The organism is Nitrospirota bacterium (assembly GCA_020851375.1).
Classification (GTDB): Bacteria; Nitrospirota; 9FT-COMBO-42-15; order HDB-SIOI813; family HDB-SIOI813; genus RBG-16-43-11.
The window spans coordinates 1-23598 of the sequence record JADZCV010000040.1 but is presented as its reverse complement, the minus strand read 5'-3'; the positions used below and the strand labels follow the sequence as shown (position 1 = coordinate 23598).

The 23598-nt window shown below is 46.8% G+C and carries 23 protein-coding genes; 4 read left to right on the top strand and 19 right to left on the bottom strand.

The annotated features are described in order from the left end of the window. Positions 1–45: 45 nt before the first annotated feature. Positions 46–813: a lipoate--protein ligase family protein gene (locus IT393_07830; protein MCC7202551.1), complete on the top strand. Its 768-nt coding sequence runs from the start codon at positions 46–48 to the stop codon at positions 811–813. On the opposite strand, the gene IT393_07825 is transcribed toward IT393_07830, so the two are convergent. From IT393_07825 to IT393_07745, 17 genes are all read right to left on the bottom strand, one after another. Then, positions 808–1821 (bottom strand): SDR family oxidoreductase, encoded by a 1014-nt coding sequence (locus IT393_07825; GenBank protein ID MCC7202550.1) that lies wholly within the window; start codon positions 1819–1821, stop codon positions 808–810. The two genes, IT393_07830 and IT393_07825, sit on opposite strands and share 6 nt — an antisense overlap. Before the next feature lie 11 nt (positions 1822–1832). After that, positions 1833–3134 carry a nucleotide sugar dehydrogenase gene (locus IT393_07820; protein MCC7202549.1) on the bottom strand — a complete coding sequence of 434 codons (1302 nt, stop codon included), beginning with the start codon at positions 3132–3134 and terminating at the stop codon, positions 1833–1835. 3 nt (positions 3135–3137) lie between these two features. Continuing rightward, on the bottom strand, positions 3138–4079 hold the full coding sequence (locus tag IT393_07815) for a glycosyltransferase family 2 protein (protein ID MCC7202548.1): 942 nt from the start codon (positions 4077–4079) through the stop codon (positions 3138–3140). Between the two features lie 117 nt (positions 4080–4196). Continuing rightward, the gene (locus IT393_07810; GenBank protein ID MCC7202547.1) at positions 4197–4835 is read right to left on the bottom strand and encodes a threonylcarbamoyl-AMP synthase; all 639 of its coding nucleotides are present in this window, start codon (positions 4833–4835) and stop codon (positions 4197–4199) included. Between the two features lie 5 nt (positions 4836–4840). Beyond that, positions 4841–5326 (bottom strand): 5-(carboxyamino)imidazole ribonucleotide mutase, encoded by a 486-nt coding sequence (gene purE / locus IT393_07805; GenBank protein MCC7202546.1) that lies wholly within the window; start codon positions 5324–5326, stop codon positions 4841–4843. A 41-nt stretch (positions 5327–5367) separates the two neighbouring features. Continuing rightward, positions 5368–6636, bottom strand: coding sequence for a phosphoribosylamine--glycine ligase (purD, locus tag IT393_07800; GenBank protein ID MCC7202545.1), 1269 nt, complete (start codon positions 6634–6636; stop codon positions 5368–5370). A 187-nt stretch (positions 6637–6823) separates the two neighbouring features. Continuing rightward, positions 6824–8398, bottom strand: coding sequence for a bifunctional phosphoribosylaminoimidazolecarboxamide formyltransferase/IMP cyclohydrolase (purH, locus tag IT393_07795; GenBank protein ID MCC7202544.1), 1575 nt, complete (start codon positions 8396–8398; stop codon positions 6824–6826). Positions 8399–8478: 80 nt separating this feature from the next. Next, positions 8479–9270: an SAM-dependent chlorinase/fluorinase gene (locus IT393_07790; GenBank protein ID MCC7202543.1), complete on the bottom strand. Its 792-nt coding sequence runs from the start codon at positions 9268–9270 to the stop codon at positions 8479–8481. A gap of 3 nt (positions 9271–9273) precedes the next feature. Further along, positions 9274–10206 carry a dihydroorotate dehydrogenase gene (locus IT393_07785; protein ID MCC7202542.1) on the bottom strand — a complete coding sequence of 311 codons (933 nt, stop codon included), beginning with the start codon at positions 10204–10206 and terminating at the stop codon, positions 9274–9276. Then, positions 10193–10990 (bottom strand): dihydroorotate dehydrogenase electron transfer subunit, encoded by a 798-nt coding sequence (locus IT393_07780; GenBank protein ID MCC7202541.1) that lies wholly within the window; start codon positions 10988–10990, stop codon positions 10193–10195. Before IT393_07780 ends, IT393_07785 begins: the two co-directional genes overlap by 14 nt. Then, complete coding sequence (gene greA, locus IT393_07775; GenBank protein ID MCC7202540.1) at positions 10987–11460, bottom strand: transcription elongation factor GreA; 474 nt, start codon at positions 11458–11460, stop codon at positions 10987–10989. Before greA ends, IT393_07780 begins: the two co-directional genes overlap by 4 nt. Before the next feature lie 14 nt (positions 11461–11474). Next, positions 11475–14690, bottom strand: a complete 3216-nt coding sequence (gene carB, locus IT393_07770) for a carbamoyl-phosphate synthase large subunit (protein MCC7202539.1) — start codon at positions 14688–14690, stop codon at positions 11475–11477. Next, a complete protein-coding gene (gene carA, locus IT393_07765; GenBank protein MCC7202538.1) occupies positions 14683–15810 on the bottom strand; it encodes a glutamine-hydrolyzing carbamoyl-phosphate synthase small subunit in 1128 nt (375 codons plus the stop codon). The genes carB and carA overlap by 8 nt, the downstream gene beginning before the upstream one ends. Then, positions 15800–17077, bottom strand: a complete 1278-nt coding sequence (locus tag IT393_07760; GenBank protein MCC7202537.1) for a dihydroorotase — start codon at positions 17075–17077, stop codon at positions 15800–15802. The genes carA and IT393_07760 overlap by 11 nt, the downstream gene beginning before the upstream one ends. Positions 17078–17084: 7 nt before the next feature. Beyond that, a complete protein-coding gene (locus IT393_07755; GenBank protein MCC7202536.1) occupies positions 17085–18017 on the bottom strand; it encodes an aspartate carbamoyltransferase catalytic subunit in 933 nt (310 codons plus the stop codon). A gap of 4 nt (positions 18018–18021) precedes the next feature. Further along, positions 18022–18567 (bottom strand): bifunctional pyr operon transcriptional regulator/uracil phosphoribosyltransferase PyrR, encoded by a 546-nt coding sequence (gene pyrR, locus IT393_07750; protein MCC7202535.1) that lies wholly within the window; start codon positions 18565–18567, stop codon positions 18022–18024. A 208-nt stretch (positions 18568–18775) separates the two neighbouring features. Then, entirely contained in the window at positions 18776–19306 is a 531-nt protein-coding gene (locus tag IT393_07745; protein MCC7202534.1) for an OsmC family protein, read from the bottom strand. Positions 19307–19683: 377 nt separating this feature from the next. Here IT393_07745 and lgt point away from each other — a divergent pair, with 377 nt between their 5' ends. After that, positions 19684–20481: a prolipoprotein diacylglyceryl transferase gene (gene lgt / locus IT393_07740; protein ID MCC7202533.1), complete on the top strand. Its 798-nt coding sequence runs from the start codon at positions 19684–19686 to the stop codon at positions 20479–20481. 105 nt (positions 20482–20586) lie between these two features. On the opposite strand, the gene IT393_07735 is transcribed toward lgt, so the two are convergent. Together IT393_07735 and IT393_07730 are read right to left on the bottom strand one after the other, a co-directional pair. Beyond that, entirely contained in the window at positions 20587–21504 is a 918-nt protein-coding gene (locus IT393_07735; protein MCC7202532.1) for a hypothetical protein, read from the bottom strand. After that, entirely contained in the window at positions 21501–21902 is a 402-nt protein-coding gene (locus tag IT393_07730) for a type-F conjugative transfer system secretin TraK (GenBank protein MCC7202531.1), read from the bottom strand. Before IT393_07730 ends, IT393_07735 begins: the two co-directional genes overlap by 4 nt. Here IT393_07730 and hisB point away from each other — a divergent pair. Together hisB and IT393_07720 are read left to right on the top strand one after the other, a co-directional pair. Then, positions 21872–22441: an imidazoleglycerol-phosphate dehydratase HisB gene (hisB, locus tag IT393_07725; protein MCC7202530.1), complete on the top strand. Its 570-nt coding sequence runs from the start codon at positions 21872–21874 to the stop codon at positions 22439–22441. The genes IT393_07730 and hisB overlap by 31 nt on opposite strands. Before the next feature lie 100 nt (positions 22442–22541). Further along, a partial coding sequence (locus IT393_07720; protein MCC7202529.1) for a right-handed parallel beta-helix repeat-containing protein occupies positions 22542–23598 on the top strand: 1057 nt, incomplete at its 3' end.

Here is a 23598-nt window from a genome sequence, read left to right as displayed (position 1 = left end):
TACTATTTTCAACTGATATTTTATATATTGATTCAATGTCCTGATATGTGTAAATTAGAATGGCAGGGTAATGGTGATATTATGCAATCATGGCGTTTAATAGATACGGGCAGTTGTGATGGCTGCTATAACATGGCTGTTGATGAGGCAATTGCATCGGCTGTCAGAGAGCGAAAGGCTGCAACCACACTGCGTTTTTATACGTGGCATCCGGCCTGCATTTCGATTGGTTACTTCCAAAAGCCTGATGAAACGCTCAAGGGCAGCATTGTAAGGCGAATAACAGGCGGCAGGGCCGTTTTTCACGGCAGCGACCTCAGTTACAGCGTAGTTTCCAGGACAGACAATTTGCTGTTTCCTAAAAACATTAATGGGACTTATTATACTATAGCAAATGCATTAATTGCCGGACTTGGATACCTTGGAATCAATCCCGATCCACAGGAAAAAGAATGTGTCAGAAAGGATAGTTCAACCAAATATCACAGAACGCCACTCTGTTTTAACACTGCGCTAAGACACGAGATAACAGTTTACGGTAGAAAACTCGCGGGAAGTGCACAGAGGCGCTGGCCGGACGTATTTCTTCAGCATGGTTCGATACTTGTAAATAGAACGGCATCAGAAAACGGGCAGAACTCCATATCATTAGGAGAATTGGGGATCTTCTCAGGCGATATCAGTTTGCTGATTGAGTCTTTAGCCCATGGATTTACAAAGACCCTTGGCATCCGGTTGATAAGAGAAGACCTGTCGGACTATGAGTCAGAACTGGCAAAAAGACTCGCCATGGAAAATTATCCGGGTTTATGAATTATTCCTGAACCATTCAACAGTTACTTTCAAACCCTCATCAATGCTGTATGACGGATTATATTTCAGGATATCCCTTGCCCGCGAAATATCAGCAAGTGAATGCTTTACATCACCTGGTCTTGCCGCTTCATACACAGGTTTAACAGTTGCACCGGTAATCCCGCTAATCTTATTGTGCAGCTCATTCAGTGTTGTCCTGAAGCCACAGGCTATATTCATTACTGCCCCGGATGCACCGTCTGCCCTGCATGCCAGGATATTTGCAGACACACAATCATCAACAAAGGTAAAATCCCTTGATTGCTCGCCGTCACCATATATAGACGGCGGACTATTTTTAAGCAGAGCTGTTATGAATTTGGGTATTACAGCGGCATATTGTGACAGGGGGTCCTGACCAGGACCAAACACATTAAAGTATCGCAGAGACACTGTTGATAAACCATAAAGCCTGTTGAACAGTACAGCATAGAATTCAGCGGTAAGTTTACTGAGGGCATATGGAGACAGCGGAGAAGGCGGCATGGTTTCTATCTTGGGCAGGGTAGGTGTGTCACCATATACTGATGAGGATGATGCAAGCACAAACCGCTTTACACCTTCATCTCTTGCTGCAATCAGCATGTTAAGAGTCCCGCGTATATTTACATCATTGGTTGTAACAGGGTCAGATATGGAGCGGGGCACAGAAGGCACTGCGCCCTGATGCAGTACATATGTTACGCCTGACACCGCCCTCCAGCAGGTGTCAGACTCTCTCAGGTCCCCGTCAATAACAAAAAGTCCTGGATATCTGTCAGGACGTATCCGGAGCTGACTGCTTGTGACGAACATATAGTCCCGCTCCGGTACGAGTGAGTGTTTTTTTATAACCCTTTCGATGTTAGCCTTTTTGCCGGTTGAGAAATTATCAAGGATGCGTACGCTGTGGTTCTGACTCAGCAGTTTATCAACAATATTGGAGCCTATAAACCCTGCTCCGCCTGTTACAAGATAAGTTTCCATGTATCTCCCATCTATAGTTTTACTATCTTTTCTGACAATATACCCCTGGTTGCATTTCTTGTGTCAACAATGATTTTGGCATTATCCACAACCTTCTTATAGTCGTATAATGAATGATTAGTGATAATTACGGCGCAGTCATAATTTCTCAAAACAGAATAATCTCCAAGATCAACAGATGAGAAGTCCATGTTTTCCTCATGAAGGTGCGGGATATGGGGGTCATTGTATGAGATCAAACCACCCTTTTCCTTAAGCAGCCTGATTACATCGAGTGCCGGAGACTCTCTTACATCCCCGACATCTTTCTTATAAGCTACGCCAAGAATCAGAATCTTTGACCCGTTGATACTCTTTTTCTGAGCATTTAAAGCGTCAAATATCTTGTTCACAACGAAGTAAGGCATATTTGTGTTTACCTCACTTGCGAGCTCAATGAATCGTGCATTGTAATTGAACATCTTAAGCTTCCAGGAAAGATAATGAGGGTCCACCGGTATGCAGTGGCCGCCCAGTCCTGGACCAGGGTAAAAGGGCATAAACCCGAATGGTTTTGTGGCTGCTGCATCAATAATCTCCCAGACATCCATGCCCAGTTTGTTGCAAATGATTGCGATCTCATTGACGAGGCCGATATTTACAGCCCTGAACGTATTTTCAAGCAGCTTTACCATTTCAGCCGCCCTTGTTGAGCTTACCGGAATTACCTTTTCCACGGCCTTGCTGTATAATGCAGCCGCAGATTCAGTGCATTTTGCAGTTATACCACCAATGATCTTTGGTGTGTTTCTTGTGTGGAATTGTTTGTTAACAGGGTCAATGCGTTCGGGTGAAAAGGCAAGGAAAAAATCAACACCAACCTTCAGCCCCCTGCTTTCAAGTTCAGGCAGTATTATTTCCTCAGTCGTACCAGGATAAGTTGTACTCTCAAGAACAATTAGCTGTCCGGTATGAATATACTTTGATATTTCCTGAGTAGCGCTCAGGATGTAGGATATATCCGGGTCTTTGGTCTTTCTCAGCGGCGTTGGTACACATATACTTACCGTATCGAGCTGTTTCAGTATACTGAAATCGGTTGTAGCATGCAGTCTCCCCTGACTCACTGCTGTTTTCAAATCATTGTCTGAGGCATCTTCAATATACGATTTACCGTTGTTAATTGAGTCTATCTTCTTCTTATCCAGGTCAATCCCTGTTACTTCAAAACCTGCCTTGCAAAACTCAAGCGCCAAAGGCAGTCCCACGTAACCCATTCCTATTATCCCAAGTTTCGCCTTCTTCTGTTCAATTTTGCTGATCAAAGAATCCATTGTCTATTCCTCCTTGTCCATTTTTCTTAAACGGTAGACTGCCTCTTCATTTAACCTGCGGTTTGCAGCGATCAGGTCTGATATGAGACCTATGACAACGGTCTGAAAACCGAGCATCATTAATGTAGCGGCAAGTATGAGTGATTGAATGTGACCAGAGCCTTCACCCCGTAACATGTAAAACAGGTACCTGAATGAGAGGAACAATCCCCCGGAAAATATCAGCGCACCGATAGTAAAGAAAAACATCAAAGGACGATACATGGCGTATGTCCTTATTATGGTGGATGCCGATCTGATTAAATAACTGCGAACGCTTGAAATAAGCCTTGATTCGCGAAGTACCTGATTGGTCCTGACAGGTATATGAGTAATTGCAAGCCTATTATGCCCTGCCTGAATTATGCTTTCGAGGGTATACGTGTATCCGGACACTATATTAGTCCTAAGCGCAGCCTCACGGCTTAATGCCCGGAACCCGCTTGCTGCATCCGGTATGGGCGTATCTGATGCAATCCTTACTACCCAGCTTCCGAGTTTTTGCAGGATCTTTTTAGAATACGAGAAATGCCTGATGGTTTCGACCTCCCTGTCGCCGATTACTATGTCAGCCTTCCCATCAAGAATAGGCTGAATCAGCTTTGGTATATCGTCTCCATTGTACTGATTATCGGCATCTGTATTGACTATAATATCAGCACCCAGCCTGACAGATGTCTGGAGCCCTGCCATAAATCCCCTCGCAAGTCCCTGGTTTACCTTGAACCTCAGTATATGGTCTGCACCACAATCTCTTGCCACCCGGGAGGTGCTGTCGCTGCTACCATCGTCAATAACAAGGATCTCCACGCTGTCTACACCTGATATCTTTCGCGGAATTGCCTTTATAGCAACAGGCAGCGTTGCCTCCTCATTAAGACACGGTATTTGAACTATAAGCTTCATCCGAAAATCTCCGTTCAAATCCCCCCTTTACTAAAGGAGGGAACTAATTTCCCCCTTTAGTAAAGGGGGACTCAGGGGGATTTTCATCTGCCTTTGTGAGCCGTGGCTCATGACGGTTCACCTGGAAATCCCTTCCTTTATTAGTGATCGGGGTATAGCCCCTTCTCGAATTATCTCAGGTTTATCCCCTGTAACATCAACTACAGTTGATTCAAGGCCGCCCTTTGTCTTCCCACCATCTACAAGTGCATCAATCCTGCTACCTATTGTTTCTATTATTTCATCCGGATTATAAATGCTCCTGACTCCTGATATGTTAGCGCTTGTTGCCGTCAATGGATGTTCAAGTTTAGCTATAAGTAACTTGCATAACTCATTGTCAGGCAAGCGTATACCTACTTTCCCAGTATTGGCTGTAAGTAGCGCAGGGACTTTCTCTGACGCATGAAATACCAAAGTCAGGGGACCTGGCCAGAAACTGTCTGTTAATCGCCTGGCGATTGGTGGAAGATAACCACCCGCTATCAATGGATGCAGCATTTGCATGTCAGATATAAGTATAAGAATAGGTTTATCAGGCTGTCTGTTCTTTATTGAGTATAATCGCCTTATTGCACTCTGATTTGTAATATCAGCGCCTAATCCGTAAAAAGTATCGGTTGGATAGGCAATAACTGAACCGGCCCTTAATAATTCGGCTATTTCAGAGACCGCTGAAGGATCCGGGGAGGTCTGGCTTATTTTAATTATCCTCATCCCAATCAACCCTTTTGCTTCTTCTCTATTGCCTCTGCCATATCCCTCTTATACTGTTTGAGTTTAGTCAGTATATCCTTGTCCTTTCTCGATAATAATTGTATTGCAAACAGTGCTGCATTTTTTGCACCTGCTGTACCTACTGCCATTGTGGCCACAGGAACCCCACCAGGCATCTGGACTATTGAAAGAAGGGAATCAAATCCCTGGAGGGGAGAAGAATTAACAGGCACACCAATTACCGGCAGCACGGTTTCTGCTGCAATTACCCCAGGCAGATGCGCCGCCCCTCCTGCACCTGCAATAATTACCTCAAAACCAGAGTCCTCCGCACCTCTTGAGAATGAGCTTACGAGCCCCGGACTCCTGTGGGCAGAGGCTATTTTTACCACATAGGGTACATTAAACTTGTCGAGAATGTTTGATGCCTCACTCATAACCGGCAGATCGGATTCACTGCCCATAACAATAGCTACCAGCGCTTTTTTCATCCTTTAAAGTCCTTTCCTGTTAATTGCTGCATCTGTTGCCTTTACCTTATCGCCCGTTTACCGATGTCCTTCCTGAACTGCATACCATCGAATTGCACCCTGTCAACGCTATTATATGCCCTGATTATCGCTTCACCGATATTTATCCCTGTAGCGGTTATGCCAAGCACCCTTCCGCCGGCTGTTACTATATCATCATTATCCTTCTTTGTGCCTGCATGAAATACCATGACATCTTTCATATCATCCATGTCTTCCAGGCCTTTAATTACCTGACCTGTCGGGTATTTATCAGGATACCCGGCTGCTGCAACAACTACGCAAACAGCGGCAGACGGGCTCCACGCTATATCAATCTTATCAAGCCTCCTGTCAACGACAGCATTCATTATGTCGAGCAAATCTGTTTCCAATCTCATCAGTACAGGCTGAGCCTCAGGATCGCCGAATCTGCAGTTGAACTCGAGAACCCTCGGGCCTGTCCTGGTTAACATGATGCCGGCATATAAGATACCTTCATATGAATTCCCCTCAGCCCTTAGTGCATTGACTACAGGAAGCATAACTTCCTTCATGATCCTCTCCTGCATGGAAGCGTCAACGGCAGGCACAGGAGAGTATGCCCCCATGCCGCCTGTATTAGGCCCCCTGTCACCATCAAGAGCCCTTTTATGGTCCTGAGACGGAGGCATTGGGATAACTGTAGTTCCATCAGAGAACGCAAGAAATGACGCCTCCTCTCCAGCAAGACACTCCTCAATAACGACCGTTGAGCCAGCCTCGCCGAATACGCGCCTGGTCATTATCCGGTCAATTGCATCCTGAGCCTCACCCTCGTTTGAGCAGACAATAACACCCTTTCCTGCTGCAAGTCCGTCCGCCTTGACAACTACCGGGGCGCCCATTGCTCTTGCGTAGCTGATTGCCTTTTCAGGATCAGTGAATATTCCCGCCTCGGCAGTGGGTATACCATATTTTAGCATGATTTTTTTTGAGAAGGCCTTACTACCCTCCAATTGCGCTGCAAACCTCGTAGGGCCGAATATCCGCAGTCCATTGCTTTTGAACGTATCAACTATTCCAAGCACCAACGGGGCCTCAGGACCAACGACCGTTAATCCGATGTCCTTATCCTTTGCAAAGGCATAAAGAGATTTAATATCAGTGGATGATATTGGGACACACTCAGCAATTTTCGCGATTCCTGCATTGCCTGGTGCGCAATAAATCCTGTTGGCATGCCTGCTCTGGGCAATCTTCCATACAAGTGCATGCTCCCTGCCCCCACTCCCTATGACTAAGACGTTCACTCGAAAATCTCCGTTCAAATCCCCCCTATCCCCCCTTTACTAAAGGGGGGAACTAATTTCCCCCTTTGGAAAAGGGGGACTAAGGGGGATTTTCATCTGTCTTTTGTGAGCCCTGGCTCATGACGGTTCATCCTACAATATTCCTTCAAGGTCAAGAGGTCAGCAAGACCTGCCCCCTTATTTTCAATCAATGTCTGAAATGCCTGACTCCTGTAAACACCATAGCCATGTTATATTCATCAATAGCCTTTATTACTTCATCATCCTTAATAGATCCGCCTGGTTGAATTATTGCTGAAATTCCTACTCTGGCTGCCTCATCTATTGCATCTCTGAATGGAAAGAAGGCATCTGATGCCATTACGCAACCGCTGATTTTGCCCCTTGATTTTGAAACCGCAAGCTTCACTGAATCAACCCTGCTCATCTGTCCTGCACCTATGCCAACAGTTTCCGTCCCCCGGCCGAATACTATGGCATTGGATTTTACATGCTTGCAGACCTTCCATGTGAATCTGAGGGCATCCATCTCTTCCTCAGTGGGATGTCGGGAAGACACGATTCTGATATTGGCTATATCATCATTGATGCCGAGGTCCATGTCCTGCATAAGAAGACCGCCTGTCACCCTCTTGAAATCCATTGTCCCTTCTGATATTGCAGATAAAGGGCCTGTTTCCAGTAAACGGACATTTGCCTTTTTCTGAAAGATCTCAAGTGCCTCACCTGAAAACTCAGGCGCAACTATAACTTCAACAAAGGTTTTCGCTATCTCAGCGGCTGTATATTCATCCACAATCGTATTGAATGCAATTACACCGCCGAATGCTGATACCGGATCAGTATCCCTTGCAATACAATACGCATCCCTGAGGTCTTCAGCCGATGCAGCGCCGCACGGATTATTGTGTTTAACTATAACAGCGGTTGGTTCATCGAACTCCCGTGCAAGTTCGAGTGCAGAGTTGGCATCGAGGTAATTATTGTATGACATTTCCTTTCCCTGAAGCCTCCTAGCCCGGGAAACCGAGTTACCGCTGTATCCGATTTCCCTGTAAAATGCGCCCCGCTGATGAGGGTTTTCGCCGTAACGCAGATGCTGCACCTTTTCGAATGAAGGGGTGAAAATCTCAGGGAAGTGTATTGTCTCCTCAGGTTTATCAGATACCTTATCAAGGTAATGAGATATCATTGTGTCATATCTTGCTGTAGTAGAAAATGCCTTTCTGGCAAGTCTGAACCTGGTGTCGTGCGAAATCGAGCCATTTGATTCATCCATCTCCTTCATGATTGAGTTATAGTCTGAAGGATCTGTTACAACAGCAACAGATCCGAAATTTTTTGCAGCAGACCTGATCATTGATGGACCGCCGATATCTATGTTTTCTATGGCATCCTCAAATGTGCAGTCGGGTTTTGCGACCGCCTTGTCAAATTGATAGAGATTAATTACCACCATATCAATCGGATCTATACCATGTTCGGACATCTGCTGCATATGCTCCGGAATGTCCCTCCTGCCTAGAAGCCCACCATGCACCTTTGGGTGAAGGGTCTTTACACGGCCATCCATCATCTCGGGAAAGCCTGTATATTGGGATACGTCTGTAACCTCAATTCCTGCAGCCTTAAGTGTCTTCGCAGTTCCTCCTGTTGAAAGAATATGAACCCCAAACCCTGACAGCCTGCGTGCAAATTCGACTATCCCGCTCTTGTCTGTTACACTTATTACAGCCCGCCTGATTTCTGATGAAGTTTGCATTGAAACGCTCCTTTATGATGTGTAGTGTCAAAAAATGTTATCATATCATATAAAGCAAAACAAGATTGCCTATGACCCGTCTATTTAAAGCCGAGACTGACTGTATCGCCTTTTTTGGCCCCGGTTTTTATTGCCGCATTCCCCATGAATGTATATATTTCAATGAGTCCAAAGCTGTTTATGACAGCAGCCGTTTCAGCGATGCCTGCTTCTGCATAATGTTTTTTTAACAACAATTCATTCTGATTTAATCTAATGAACGGGGTAGAAGCTGATCCGGCCTTAATCTGTTTATCAATATCCCTGTAATCAAGGTTTGTAAAGAGATTGCCAAACCTGTCAATATAAATGATTTCACCTGTCAGCGTATCATTTTGCAACAGGGGCTCAGGAATTTCAATACTGACGTAATCAGTAGTTACATGACCAAAGTTTGCCGGATCACAGCCCTTTGATAACCATGCGGCAACAGGTGCAAAGATATCCCTGCCGTGAAAGGTATTACCGGCGCTTCTTAGAAAATATCTGTCTTCAGTAATTTCATATATTACAGAATTGGTGTCCCCGGCTATAACTGAAGAAAGTACCCCATTGTCCGGTCCTATAAAATAGTGTCCGGATGCCTTTACAAGGATGGCTTTTCTGTCTGATCCTACCCCTGGGTCCACGACAACCACGTGGATGGTCAGGCATGGAAAGTACCTGTATGATGCATTTATGATAAAGGAAGCCCCAAAGATGTCCTGGCTGTCAACTCCATGAGATATGTCAACTATTGTAACCTCATTATTTATGGAGTAAATAACACCCTTCATCATGCCGGCAAAAGGGTCCATGAGGCCAAAATCAGAAGTGAGGGTAATTATGTTCATGGATTAAAGTTGCCGCCCGGGGATTTTAACCTTGCCTATGAGATGGTTAAGCCTGGAAATGTTTCTCTCTTCCATATATAGTGACAAGCCATCAGCTATTTCTATTGCAGTAGATGGATTAAGGAAGTTCGCAGTGCCCACAGCTATTGCAGAAGCCCCTGCAAGCAGAAACTCAAGGGCATCACGGCTGTCGGTGATTCCACCCATCCCGATTACCGGAATCTTTACCGTATTGCAGACCTGCCACACCATTCGTACTGCTACTGGCCTTATCGCTGGACCTGACAAGCCTCCGGTAATATTGGCGAGCCTGGGTCTCCATGTAGCTGTATCAATTGACATCCCGATCAGTGTGTTTATGAGTGAGACCGCATCAGCCCCTTCGTCCTCACAGGCCTTTGCAAATGATGTGATGTCAGTTACATTTGGAGACAGCTTTATTATCAGAGGGAGCGTCGTGGATTTCCGTATCCTGCTTACTACACGGCGCGTTGTATCGAGGTCTGTACCGAATGCAATGCCCCCTTCTTTAACGTTTGGGCAGGATATATTGGCCTCCAAACCATGCACCCCGGCAACGCCATTTAAGGCGCCTGCCACCTCACCATACTCATCCACAGTAGAGCCGAAGATGTTTACTATTACCTTTGTATCAAACTGACGCAGAAAGGGGACCCTCTCGTCTATAAATGACTTAACACCAACATTGGGTAATCCAATAGCATTCAGCATTCCGGCCGGAGTCTCACATATCCTGGGAGGCGGATTGCCATGACTTGCCTTGAGGGCAATCCCTTTAACGATAATTGCACCTATCCTGTTCAGGTCACAATACTTTGATATGTCTTCACCATATCCAGCAGTGCCTGAGGCAAGCATAACAGGATTTCTAAGTTTAATTCCTGCTATTTCTGTTGATAAATCAGGTTTCATCATTGAAATCTATCATGTTTCCATTAAATACCGGGCCGTCCTTGCAAACGAGGTAATAACCCCCGTCCCTTTTTTTTACTGCACACCCCATGCAGAGCCCCATGCCGCATGCCATACTGGCCTCCATAGAGAAATATGTATCAAGTTTATAAGGGTCCACAATGTCATATATCCGCTTAAGCATAGGGTTGGGGCCGCATGCATAAAGACTTGATTTTCTGGCACGACTCCCCTGCATCAAATACCCTTCAAGCGCATCGGTAACATAGCCCTTTATGCCTGCGGAACCGTCCTCTGTTGAAACGACTACTCTGGCCCCAAGCCTTTCGAGCTCATCTGTGCAGAGAATGTCAACACTCCCCCTTCCACCGACAAATGCGTAGAGAGCGGCCTCAGGACGCTTTTTTCGTATTAATTCTGACAGGCCTGGCAATGGGGCAACCCCTATCCCACCGGCAACAATAATGAATTCATCAGGTACTATGCTGAGATCAATATCAAAACCATTGCCGAATGGACCGCAAACATCAATCTCGCTGCCAGTGCCAAGCCTGCTCAGAAATTCTGTTCCCCTGCCAACAACTTTATATAATATTCCGATTTGATTGTCTTCTGTGAGAATGTGAATGCTGAATGGACGCGGCAGGAAAATACCAGAAGAGGTGCTGTCCGATGGCCTGATCATTACAAACTGGCCTGGTAAATATGATATCTTCTGGGTAAGTTTTATGAATAGCTTAAAGTAATGACCTTTAATACCCTGATTTGATATTACGCGAGCCTTCATTCTCCAAAGGATATACCCTGAATCTCATATTCCCTGTCCCCGGCCGGGGCCTTTATGGTTACTACGTCGCCTACCCTGTTTCCTATAAGAGCCCTGCCAACCGGTGAGCTGTGGGATATTTTACCGGATTTCAAGTCTATCTCGTCCTCACCAACTATAGTGTATCTCTTCTGCTCTCCTTTGAAGAGGTCAATTAGTGATACAGTTGCTCCAAATACGACCTTATTAGATTCGAGTCTGGTAATATCTATTATTTCTGAAGTGGCAATCTTATGTTCGAGGTCTGAAATTCGTGCCGCTATAAATGATTGGCGCTCCTTGGCTGCAGAATATTCAGCATTCTCAGAAAGATCACCATGCGCCCTCGCCTCTGCTATGTCCTGGATATTCTTTGGCCGCTCGACCTTCCTGAATCTCTCAAGTTCTTCTTTAAGTTTTTGATAACCCTCTTTTGTAATAGGCCTCTTCACATCACTATCTCCGTTTAAACCTTATGATACTCCTGAATACTTTTTATTTCAATACTCCTCTTCTGAAGTGCCTCAATACCGCTTACAGCAGCTTTTGCACCTGATATTGTTGTATAGTAGGGGATGCCCCTTGTCAGTGCGCTCCTCCTTATGGAATAAGAATCGTCCTTTGATTTCATATCTCCGACAGTATTGACGACGAGCGCAATATCTCCGTTCTTTATATGATCAACAATGTGCGGTCTGCCCTCTTTGACCTTATTTACGATCGAAACAGGAATACCATGTTTTTGAAATTCAACGGCAGTACCTTTTGTTGCCTCAATAAGAAAGCCTGCATTAGTAAGTCTTCTTGCAATATCAACTGTTGCCGGTTTATCCCTGTCCTTTACACTGATGAATGCTGTGCCTTTGAGCGGTAAAGGCGGTGATGCCGCGGACTGCGCCTTTGCAAAGGCGGTTGAGAAATCCCTGTCTATACCCATCACCTCACCGGTTGACTTCATCTCAGGCCCAAGGAGGGTATCAACTCCTGGAAACTTCGAGAAAGGAAATACGGCCTCTTTTACTGCAACGTGACTGAATTCAACCTCTTTTGTAAATCCGAGGTCTTTGAGTTTTCTTCCTGAAATTACCTTTGCCGCAAGCTTTGCGAGAGGAACACCGATCGTCTTGCTGACAAAGGGCACTGTCCTTGATGCCCGTGGATTGACTTCCAGTACGTATACAATGTCATCCCTGACTGCAAACTGGATGTTTATAAGGCCTACGACGCCAAGCTCACATGCCATGGCTCGGGTCTGTTCTTTTATACTTGCTATAATAGCCTGAGATATTGAAAATGGCGGCAGTGAACAGGCGCTGTCCCCGGAATGGACGCCTGCCTCTTCAATGTGTTCCATTACGCCGCCTATAACCACATCACATCCGTCAGAGATGGCATCTACGTCTATCTCAGTTGCATCCTCAAGATATTTGTCTATCAGCACAGGATGTTTTGGAGACGCCTTTACAGCGCGTGCAATGTAGTCCCTGAGACCGTTTTCATCATAAACAATCTCCATAGCCCTGCCCCCGAGTACATATGACGGTCTTACAAGGACAGGATATCCGATTCCGCTTGCCACTGAAACCGCTTCGTCAGCAGACCTTGCTATTCCGCTTGCAGGCTGAATCAGCCTGAGTTTGTTAAGGAGGTCACGGAATCTTTCACGGTCCTCAGCCCTGTCAATGGCATCAGGAGATGTACCGAGTATATTTACTCCGGCCTGTTCGAGAGGGACAGCAAGTTTAAGAGGTGTCTGTCCCCCAAACTGGACTATCACTCCAACCGGCTTTTCTTTGTTTATAATATTTAATACGTCTTCTTCAGTAAGAGGTTCAAAGTACAGCCTGTCGGATGTGTCATAATCAGTGCTCACTGTCTCAGGGTTACAGTTAACCATAATGGTCTCAAAGCCTTCCTCCCTGAGTGCAAAAGAGCCGTGCACGCAGCAATAATCAAACTCTATACCCTGTCCAATCCTGTTAGGTCCGCCGCCAAGGATTACTATCTTGCGCTTGTCAGAAGGATTTGATTCACACTCCTGCTCATATGTTGAGTACAGATACGGTGTATGTGCCTCAAACTCAGCAGCACATGTATCCACCCTCTTATAAACTGGCCTTATATTATATCCTTCCCGTAAAGCCCTTACCTCACTTTCTTCAGTGCTCAGGAGTTCGGCTATCCTGTGGTCTGAAAAACCGAATCCCTTTGCCTGGCGCAGCAAGCCGGGGTCAGGCACCGGGACACTCCTTAGGGATACATCCTTCAGAGCCCCTTCCATTTCAACGACCTCTCTTATCTGTTCAAGGAACCACGGATCAATACCTGAAATGACGTGCACCTCTTCCGTACTCATCCCGCAACGAAGCGCATCGGCTACATACCAAAGCCTCTCACAGTTAGGTATCTTTAGCTTCTCCCTAATCTGATCCGGCGATTCCTTGCCTGGCATTTCAGTGAAGCCGTGCCGGTCAATTTCAAGGGATCTGATTGCCTTCTGTACCGCTTCCTTAAATGTCCGTCCGATTGACATCACCTCGCCAACAGACTTCATCTGGGTTGTAAGTGTCTGATCAGCCTGGGGAAATTTTTCGAATGCAAATCTTGGTATCTTAACAACGACATAATCTATCATCGGTTCAAAGGAAGCAGGTGTAATCTTTGTTATGTCGTTTCTTATCTCGTCAAGCGTATAACCAACTGATAGTTTTGCAGCAATCTTTGCAATCGGGAAGCCGGTAGCCTTGGATGCAAGTGCAGAACTCCTTGAGACTCTCGGATTCATCTCAATTATTGTCATCTCACCATCTTTCGGATTGACCGCGAACTGTATGTTAGAGCCGCCTGTGTCTACGCCAATTTCCCTTATGATCTTTATGGCGGCATTACGCATTATCTGATATTCCCGGTCTGAAAGCGTTTGAGAGGGAGCGACAGTAATGCTGTCTCCCGTGTGTACACCCATGGGATCGAAATTTTCTATTGAGCATATGATAACTACATTGTCAGCAATATCCCTCATCACCTCGAGTTCGTACTCCTTCCAGCCCAGGAGTGAGCGCTCGATTAGTATCTCATTAATGGGACTAGCATCAATGCCCAATTTGACGATATCTTCATATTCCTCGATGTTATAGGCGATGCCCCCTCCTGTGCCTCCCAGTGTGAAAGACGGCCTTATGATAGCCGGAAATCCCACGATCTCAAGCACCCTCCTGGCATCCTCTACTGTGTAGGCAAAACCGCTGTCCGGCACTGAAAGACCGATCTTTTTCATTGCCTCCTTGAATTTTTCCCTGTTTTCTGCCTTGTCAATAGATTCATATTTTGCGCCGATGAGTTCAACGCCATATTTGCTCAATACCCCCCTGCGGAATAGTTCTGATGCAACATTAAGGGCTGTCTGTCCGCCCATTGTCGGCAGTAGTGCATCAGGCCTTTCCCTCTCGATAATCATCTCTACTATATCAGGTGTAATAGGTTCGATATAGGTACTGTCCGCAAATTGAGGATCCGTCATAATGGTTGCAGGGTTACTGTTAACCAGCACCACCTTGTATCCTTCTTCCATCAGGGCCTTGGCTGCCTGTGTTCCTGAGTAATCAAACTCGCATGCCTGTCCTATGATAATCGGACCTGACCCAATAAGGAGAATCTTTCTGATGTCAGTGCGCTTAGGCATTGATACTCCCTATCATATCTGTAAACCTCTTGAATAAGTAGCCTGAATCATGCGGGCCTGGTGATGCCTCAGGATGATACTGAACAGAAAACACCGGGTGTATCCTGTGCCTCATACCTTCAACCGTCTGGTCATTAAGATTTACATGGGTCAGCTCAACATCACCGCCGATAGAATCAATATCTACAGCAAAATTGTGATTCTGGGCAGTAATCTCTACTTTTCGGGTTGAAAGGTCCATTACAGGCTGGTTTCCTCCGTGATGTCCGAATTTTAGTTTGTAAGTCTTTCCGCCAAGTGCAAGCCCCAGGATCTGGTGTCCGAGGCAGATGCCGAACAAAGGTTTCCTGCCTATAAGTTTTCTGACATTGGCAATTGCGTAGCTTACAGCCTCAGGGTCTCCAGGCCCGTTTGAAAGAAGAATGCCGTCAGGATTCATACCGAGGACATCCTCAGCCTGTGTAAATGCAGGGACAACAGTAACATTACAGCCGAGATTATCGAGACTCCTTATAATATTCCACTTGACTCCGAAGTCATAGACAACAATGTTCAATTCTAAAGGGGGGTATTGTTCTCCCCCTTTGATAAAGGGAGATATAGTGGGATTTTTTCTGTACGGTTTACCACATGTTACTTCTTTGACGAGGTCAACCCCTGTAAGGCCCTGCATAGATTTTGCACTCGCAACAAGACGCTTTGTGTCCGTCTCATTGCAGGAGATAATCCCCACCTGAGACCCCTTCTCCCTGAGCCTCCTGGTTAATGCCCGTGTATCTATCCCCTGTATTCCTGCAATATTATTTTCCTTCAGATATGCATCGAGCGTCTTTTGCGAGCGCCAGTTGCTCGTGTATGGTGACAGCTCCTTTACTATAAATCCTGAGACATGAGGCCTGAATGACTCAATGTCATCGCTGTTTATCCCATAGTTGCCTATGTGGGGATAGGTCATTGTTACGATCTGTCCCTTATATGACGGATCAGTCAATATCTCCTGATAGCCGGTCATGCTCGTGTTAAAGACTACCTCGCCATGGGTCTCAATATCAGCGCCAATGGCAGAACCTTCATATACTGTGCCGTCAGCAAGCGCAAGGACTGCCCTGTTATGCTTCATGATAGACTACCTTTCCACCGACAATTGTGTAACTTACCTTTCCCCTCATCTTCCATCCGTCAAACGGCGTATTCCTGCTCTTTGATCTGAGATTAGCCGCTTCCAGAACCCATGTAGTGTTTGGATTTATCAATGTTACATCTGCATCTGCACCTATGCCGATGCCCCCTTTATTGATTCTAAGTATCCTGGAAGGGTTTAAAGACATCTTTAATATTACATCGCGAATCGTAAGCACACCTTCCTCCACGAGCCTTAGAACAACAGGGAGGGCTGTCTCAAATCCGACAATCCCAAAAGGTGCATAATCGAACTCCCTTTCCTTCTCCTCCTGAGAATGCGGGGCATGGTCAGTTGCAATGACATCAATTGTACCATCCCGGAGTCCCGCCCTCACAGCCGCAACATCTTCAGCGCTTCGAAGCGGCGGCTTCATCTTGGCATTGGTATTGTAGCCCCTTACAGCATCATCAGTCAGCACAAGGTAATGAGGGCATGTCTCGGCAGTTACATTGATGCCATTATCCTTTGCCTTTCTTATCAGCTCGACCGCCCCTACTGTGCTGACGTGCGCAATATGTATGTGTCCTCCTGTGAGCCCGGCAAGTGCGATGTCCCGTGCAACCATTACATCTTCAGAGGCATTGGGTATGCCCCTTAACCCCAGCTCAGTTGATATCCTCCCCTCATTCATAACACCGTCATCAGCGAGTTGCAAATCCTCACAATGGGAGATCACTGGCAGTTTGAACATCTTCGCATATTCCAGCGCCCTTCTCATTACAAGGTTGTTCATCACAGGTTTTCCATCATCTGACACTGCAATGCAGCCGGCCTTCTTTAAATCCCCCATTTCAGTGATTTCATCGCCTTTGCTGCCCTTGGTTATTGCCCCTACAGGGAGGACATTTACAAACCCTGCGGCAGAGGCCTTTTGCAGAATAAATTCTGTTACAGCCTGTGAATCATTCACAGGCTGGGTATTTGGCATACAACAGACAGTGGTAAACCCTCCTGCTGCAGCCGACATAGTCCCTGAAAGAATGGTCTCCTTGTATTCATGTCCTGGCTCACGCAGGTGACTGTGCATGTCAATCAGACCTGGGATGACCAGAAGACCTGAGGCATCAATAACCTCATACCCCGGGGTTCCCTGGATATTCTGTTCAATTATTGCAACAGATCCATGCCTGATTACCATATCAGAAATGCCGTCCACGTTGTTTGCCGGATCTATAATGTGACCATTTTTTATTAAGAGATCCATATCCTCCTTAGTTAACCCTCTCCACTCCACCTGACAGTAGATACAGTACGGCCATCCTGACGGCTATACCGTTTGTCACCTGATCGAGTATGACAGATGACATACCATCAGCAACCTCGGGTGCAATTTCAATCCCCCTGTTGATAGGCCCTGGATGCATAATCATTACATCTCCCTTTGCAAATCTCACTCTGTCGGCATTGAGCGAGTAAAGCCCTGCATATTCGCGCAATGACGGGAAATAGTTCCTGCCCTGACGTTCCAACTGTATACGGAGCACCATTATAACATCAACATCAATAAGTGCATCGTTCATATTGTAATAGACTGAGACTCCAAGGTCCTCCACCTCCGGCGGCAGCAATGCCGGCGGGGCGACCAGCCTGACCTCTGCCCCAAGCTTTGTCAACCCGAAAATATTAGACCTTGCAACACGGCTATGTGCAATATCACCTATTATTGCTATTTTCAGTCCATCTATCCTCCCCTTCTTTTCCCTGATTGTAAACATGTCGAGAAGCGCCTGGGTCGGATGTTCGTGTGAACCATCGCCTGCATTTATAACAGAGCTCTTAAGATTCTTTGCAAGGATATGCGGGGCTCCTGATGCCGAGTGGCGGATGATAATGTAGTCAGATCGCATAGCCTCAATATTCCGTGCTGTATCCAGGAGTGTTTCTCCCTTTGTAACACTGCTCGTTGCAACCGAGAAGTTTATCACATCAGCGGAAAGCCTCTTTGCAGCAAGTTCAAACGATGTCCTCGTCCTTGTGCTCGGTTCGAAAAACAGGTTTACAACGGTCTTTCCCCTCAGCGTAGGGACTTTCTTGATATCTCTGCCTGTAACTTCCTTGAACGACTCCGCAGTGTCAAGGATGCCCCGTATCTCATCTACTGATAATTCCTTAATCTCGAGAAGGTCTTTGCTCCTGAGTTCCATATAATCAGTGTCCTTCCTTAAGAATGACCTGGTCGTCGAATCCTTCTTCCGTTAACATTACCTTAACCTTTGCAGCCTTTGTCGTGGGGACATTCTTTCCTACATAGTCGGCCTTGATGGGTAGCTCCCTGTGTCCCCTGTCAATAAGTACGGCAAGCTTTATCATCGCAGGACGGCCAAAGTCCATTAACTCATCCATAGCAGCCCTTATAGTACGTCCTGTATAGAGTACGTCATCAATCAGAACTACGATCTTTCCTGATAGTTCAAATGGTATCTCTGTTTTTCTGACTTCAGGGTGTTCCTTTCGTGTCAGAAGGTCATCCCTGTACAGGGTTATGTCCAGTATGCCAACCGGCACATCAGACTTTTCAATCTCCATGATCTTTATTGCAAGACGGTTGGCAAGGTGTACGCCGCAGGTACGGATGCCAATCAGAACAAGTTCATCAGTCCCCTTGTTCCTTTCAACTATCTCATGGGCTATACGGCTGACTGCCCTTGCAATCCCCATCTTATCCATTAACAGGTTATCAGGCATCAAGACCATCCCTTATCATATCCATGGCAAAAAAAAACCTCCTCACCATTTTCAGGTGAGAAGGTTTGTGTAATGTCCGATACTTTATTGTACATTCTATAATCCTTTTTAGCCTCGCTGGGCTAAATTAAAGGTTAATAATACTTTAGACTAAATAAAAACCCTTGTCAACACCTGACTCAGTCAGTAACTGTGCTGCAGCAGGAATTATCACGCTTTACCGTGAAATCTTAATTGATGGCACAAGCTTGACAGGATTCTTCAGTGTATAGACCACAGGACACCGCTGTATTGCCAATTCTTCCGCTTCTCTAAGCTTTTCTTCCGGCGCATCACTCACCACATTAAGTGTGACCCTGACCTCTTCCATTACAGGCTGGTCACCAAGTCCAAAGACGCGTGAAAAATTAACATCTGCCTCTACCCTTGTCGTCAGTTTCTTTAGCTCTATTCCGAGCATTGCCGCCATTGTGGCATACGTTGCCGTATAACAGGATGCAAGGCCATAAAAACAGTAGTGCATAGGACCTGGCATCGCCCCCCCGCCGCCCATAAATGTCGGACTGTCTGCCTCAAATACAGTCTGCCCGCCCTCAAATTTGATTGTTGACTTAAACTGCGCCCCCCCTTCTTTGAGAAACCACTCCCCTTCTATTACCTGCGTCTTCTTTGCCTTGCCTGCATCATCCTTAATCTGATTACCGTAGCCCTCTACCTTGTTCAAATCAACATTATTCAGCCGTGTCATAAAAACCTCCTTTGGATTCGGATTATAATGGCTTATATTACACAGCAGATCCGGACAGGTCAAGGGAGGGTACATGGGGAAGCAAAAAAAGCTGTTTCCATGAATAATTACCCACTATGATATTTCTCTTGCCATTGGCAGGCTGACTGGTATAGCATACTAATATGATAAAGACTTCAAGATGCCCGTCCTGTGGTCACGGTGGAGACATTATGGTTATACTCCCAGGGTCGCTTATGCTAGAAGGACTGTTATGGCTCCTTATCGTGCCTGGGCTTATATACTCTATCTGGAGGAGGTCTCAGAAAAGGGCTATTTGCCCGCACTGCAGCACGGAATTCAGAGTTTGATCACGAGGCCTCTATCCATCCTGTAAAATGACCTTTATTAACGACCTCTCACCGGTAATTTTTCAGATAGGACCAATCACAATAAGGTGGTATGGTGTCCTGTTAAGCTCCGGCATAGTAGCATACTATTTGCTGTTAAAATGGATTTTCAAGAGGGAAGGCTATCCACTCTCAGACCTCGACGGAATAATAATTTATTTATTCTGGGGTCTGATTATAGGCGCCAGGCTTGGGGAGGTGCTTTTCTACGAACCGGCTTATTACCTCTCACACCCAACAGCAATACTTAAGATATGGAATGGCGGTCTGTCAAGTCATGGGGCGGCAACCGGACTGTTCATTTCATACCTCCTTTGGACAAAAATTCATAATGCCAACTTTACAAGATATGTTGATGTGCTGGTACTTGGGATGCCTGTAACTGCCGCCTTTGTGCGCATAGGCAACTTTTTTAACTCTGAAATAGTGGGTAAACCTGTTGGAGGCAGCTCTGGGCAGGGCAACTGGGGGGTAGTCTTCAGGAGGCTGGGAGAGGACTTTCCGAGACATCCGGCTCAACTATATGAGGCAATCTTGAGCATTGCAGTCTTTTTCATACTTTTTACTGCATATAAGAGGTATTACAGAAAAAAACCGCCATTATTCTTTCTTTTTCTCTTTCTGCTGCTCTATTTTACAGGAAGGTTTATCATAGAGTTCTGGAAAGACCTGCATAACTTACCCGCATGGTTTCCCTTATCCATTGGACAGGTACTGAGTTTAGTTCCAATAGTGATATCTGTATGGTATTTTCTATTTGGTTTTAAAAGGCTGCGAACTAAATAGGAGAGGGTATTATACATAATAATATTGAGTTGTTCTGGAAAGACAGGTAATATATATTCAAAACAATCCGCCAGTATCACAGGGGGCAATTGTGGCGAATATTGTCTATTCCACTGTAAACAGCTCGCTTAAGAGTTCTCTTGATGAAGATACCCTTGCAGACATAATAACATCCGGTGAACTGCCTTCCAGATATTTTGCACATTTGTGTGCCTTTATTACTGGGGATGCAATCTTGCTTTCCTCCTTCCGGACACAGGATAGCATCGTGGTGCGGATGTAGGCTCGCTCGGAGGAGAGGTCGCCATATCCCTCTCCGACGATGAAGCACTCTTTAATGTCGAGGCGAAAGCGGTTGGGGAGCACCGCCAGGTCTGACAACCGGATCAGCACCGGATGGGGCTCCTTAGAGGCTGTTACCCCGGCCGGGGCATCGAGTCCCGAGAGGAGCACGCCGGGCACAAAGCTTCCGGAGGAGAGATAGGGTTTCTCATCTGCCACTTCAACCGTCCGTTTCTCCCTCTCCTTACCGGACAATGGGAAGGCATTGGCCTCGGGGCCGAAGACCCGGATTGGATCAGGCGCCGGGGGTGCGGGAGGATGCTGCGGTGCCTTCGGCGATTGCGGTGACTGAAAGGGGGCTTGAGGCGGCGGGAGGTTGAGCGCTGGAAGGGGAGGGAGCGGTGGAAAGTCTTTCGGGCCTTGCTGAAACGGCCTTTTTACGTCTTTCCCCTCCTCTTGCTTTTTAAGATTTCCGGCGAGACCCTGGAGCTGCGCTGATAGCTCCTGCTGCTGAGCCCTCAGCGTCTCGATCTCCTTCTCCGACGTCGCCCGCCACTGCTCCTTCTCGATGTCGGCGTTGCCCAGAAGGTTCACATCCACAGGCCGGCTTACTGGCGCCGGAGGCGCCTGCCTTTTGGGGCCGCTCAATAACAGGATGCCGGTGAGAGCGACTCCCCCTCCTACTGCTATCCAGATGAGTTGCTTCCGGGACAGTCTCTCTGTGAGTGTCTTAAGGTTCATGGGGTCACCTCATCGATCCGGAAGAGCCGGGTAATGCCACCTGGTTTCACTTCATGCTGCTCGATGGCAATCGCCCGGACTCCCGGCCGGGAAAAGAGGTCCTCATAATATGTGCGGGACTCTTTGGTCGGATTGATCAGGAGGTACTCCGTGACCATAAAGTTTCTCCCCGTGAGGCGTCTGACCACAGTGAGAGAGCATTCCTTTACCGGGCATGCTTCTTTCCCATCCTGAATGATGCTGACATCATATCCCGGCGGGGTGGCGCCGGTTGCCGCCGAGCGGATCAGATACTTGATCTGCTGGATGTAGTCCGGTGCATCTAAATCCGGAGCGGCCTTTGCCCCCGCCCTGATCACGACGGTCTCTGCCGGAACCGGGGTCGCGACCAGCAGCACTGAAATTTACAATTGACGGTCAGGGCAAAGGAAAAATAAACACCTGCATCCCTTTCCTCGACCATATGCTGACACTGTTTGCGAAGCATGGCTTATTTGATCTCAGCATAGAAGCAGCCGGTGACCTGGATATAGACTATCATCACACAGTGGAAGATATAGGCATAGTGCTTGGCAAGGCGATTGCGCAGGCAGTTGGAGACAAGAAAGGGATCAGGCGTTATGGGAGTGCGTTAATACCCATGGATGAGACACTTGCATCCGTTGCCCTCGACATCAGCGGCAGGCCATATCTGGTTTATAACTTGGCGCTGCCGAAAAGGGGAAAGATCAAAGAGTTTGACGCTGACCTGATCGAGGATTTTTTCCAGGCGCTTGTCACATCAAGCGGCATTACGCTGCATATCAACATGCGCTACGGCCGCAACATCCACCACATCTTCGAGGCCGTGTTCAAGGCATTTGCAAGGGCGCTCGATGAGGCAACATCAATTGATAACAGGGTTAGCGGGATTCCTTCCACTAAGGGAAGGCTGTGAGTCCTTTCTTAAACTAAAATACCACCTTAGCTAAATAAATCTTGACATTTCAGGTAAGTCTCGTCAATAATGTGTCCTAAACAGGGCGTATTATTGACAAATGAAAAGTTATCTGACATTCAAAAAAACCTTGTTGCTTTTTGCCATCCTTTTGTTCCCATCAGGGATATTTGCGGCTACATCAGTCGGTGGGCGCATTTCTACGGATACGACCTGGACCCTTTCCGGCAGTCCCTATGTTGTTACCTCTTCCGTACAGTTCTACGGAACAACAAGTACCCCTATTACACTGACGATTCAACCGGGCGTCGTGGTAAAGTTTCAGACCGGCACATATCTTCAGATAGCAAATGGGACCAGCTATCCTGCCAGTCTCAATGCGGCTGGTATGGCTGAGGCGCCTATCGTATTCACGTCTTATAAGGACGATACTGCCGGCGGGGATACAAATGGCGACGGGAGCGCCACCACTCCTGCACCAGGCAACTGGAATTATATTTACCTATATCAGGGTTCCGGTTCCTCTGTGCTCGATCATACGGAAGTCCGTTATGGCGGAAGCGGTGGACAGGGGGATGTCTATGTTTATGGGGCATCTCCAACCATTCAGAACAGCGTGATTACACAAAGCAGCAACATCGGGATTTTGCTGAGCAATACATCATCCACCATAACCAACATTACGGTTGATCAGGTAGGGAGTGACGGGATATCGCTTAACGGAGCCTCCGGCTACACGACGGCGCCGTCTATATCTCAGGCGACGATCAGCAATGCAGGGCGGTACGGGATCTATGTCAGTACTACCTATGGCATTGTTGGCGGAACGATTCAGAACAGCACCATCAGCAGCCCTGGGCAATATGGGATCTACTGCGCAATTTCGTATGCAATCAATACGACGATACAGAACAACCAGATCGCTAAAGCGATCTGGTTTACGGGTAACGCCGGCTCACCGGCCTTGACGGGGAATGTAATCCAAGACCTTGGGAGTGTAACCGCTCAGATCCCTGCCGACATATTAAATGCATTCCTGACTCAGAACACCTTGCAGGGGATCGGTCCGACGACGTCGTTAAATGTTCTTGGCGATACTATGACGGGTACCACGACGTTGACGACGCAGTGGTACAGCTACGTGGTGAGCGGGAATC

Bases quoted from the DNA above. Each gene is read 5' to 3' on its own strand.
- IT393_07825 (MCC7202550.1), bottom strand. From the start codon at position 1,821: ATGGAAACTTATCTTGTAACAGGCGGAGCAGGGTTTATAGGCTCCAAT.
- IT393_07830 (MCC7202551.1), top strand. From the start codon at position 46: ATGTGTAAATTAGAATGGCAGGGTAATGGTGATATTATGCAATCATGG.
- IT393_07810 (MCC7202547.1), bottom strand. From the start codon at position 4,835: ATGAGGATAATTAAAATAAGCCAGACCTCCCCGGATCCTTCAGCGGTC.
- IT393_07735 (MCC7202532.1), bottom strand. From the start codon at position 21,504: ATGAACCTTAAGACACTCACAGAGAGACTGTCCCGGAAGCAACTCATC.
- purE (MCC7202546.1), bottom strand. From the start codon at position 5,326: ATGAAAAAAGCGCTGGTAGCTATTGTTATGGGCAGTGAATCCGATCTG.
- purH (MCC7202544.1), bottom strand. From the start codon at position 8,398: ATGCAAACTTCATCAGAAATCAGGCGGGCTGTAATAAGTGTAACAGAC.
- lgt (MCC7202533.1), top strand. From the start codon at position 19,684: ATGACCTTTATTAACGACCTCTCACCGGTAATTTTTCAGATAGGACCA.
- IT393_07745 (MCC7202534.1), bottom strand. From the start codon at position 19,306: ATGACACGGCTGAATAATGTTGATTTGAACAAGGTAGAGGGCTACGGT.
- carB (MCC7202539.1), bottom strand. From the start codon at position 14,690: ATGCCTAAGCGCACTGACATCAGAAAGATTCTCCTTATTGGGTCAGGT.
- pyrR (MCC7202535.1), bottom strand. From the start codon at position 18,567: ATGGTCTTGATGCCTGATAACCTGTTAATGGATAAGATGGGGATTGCA.
- IT393_07755 (MCC7202536.1), bottom strand. From the start codon at position 18,017: ATGGAACTCAGGAGCAAAGACCTTCTCGAGATTAAGGAATTATCAGTA.
- IT393_07815 (MCC7202548.1), bottom strand. From the start codon at position 4,079: ATGAAGCTTATAGTTCAAATACCGTGTCTTAATGAGGAGGCAACGCTG.
- IT393_07780 (MCC7202541.1), bottom strand. From the start codon at position 10,990: ATGAAGGCTCGCGTAATATCAAATCAGGGTATTAAAGGTCATTACTTT.
- IT393_07760 (MCC7202537.1), bottom strand. From the start codon at position 17,077: ATGGATCTCTTAATAAAAAATGGTCACATTATAGATCCGGCAAACAAC.
- IT393_07820 (MCC7202549.1), bottom strand. From the start codon at position 3,134: ATGGATTCTTTGATCAGCAAAATTGAACAGAAGAAGGCGAAACTTGGG.
- IT393_07790 (MCC7202543.1), bottom strand. From the start codon at position 9,270: ATGAACATAATTACCCTCACTTCTGATTTTGGCCTCATGGACCCTTTT.
- IT393_07785 (MCC7202542.1), bottom strand. From the start codon at position 10,206: ATGATGAAACCTGATTTATCAACAGAAATAGCAGGAATTAAACTTAGA.
- carA (MCC7202538.1), bottom strand. From the start codon at position 15,810: ATGAAGCATAACAGGGCAGTCCTTGCGCTTGCTGACGGCACAGTATAT.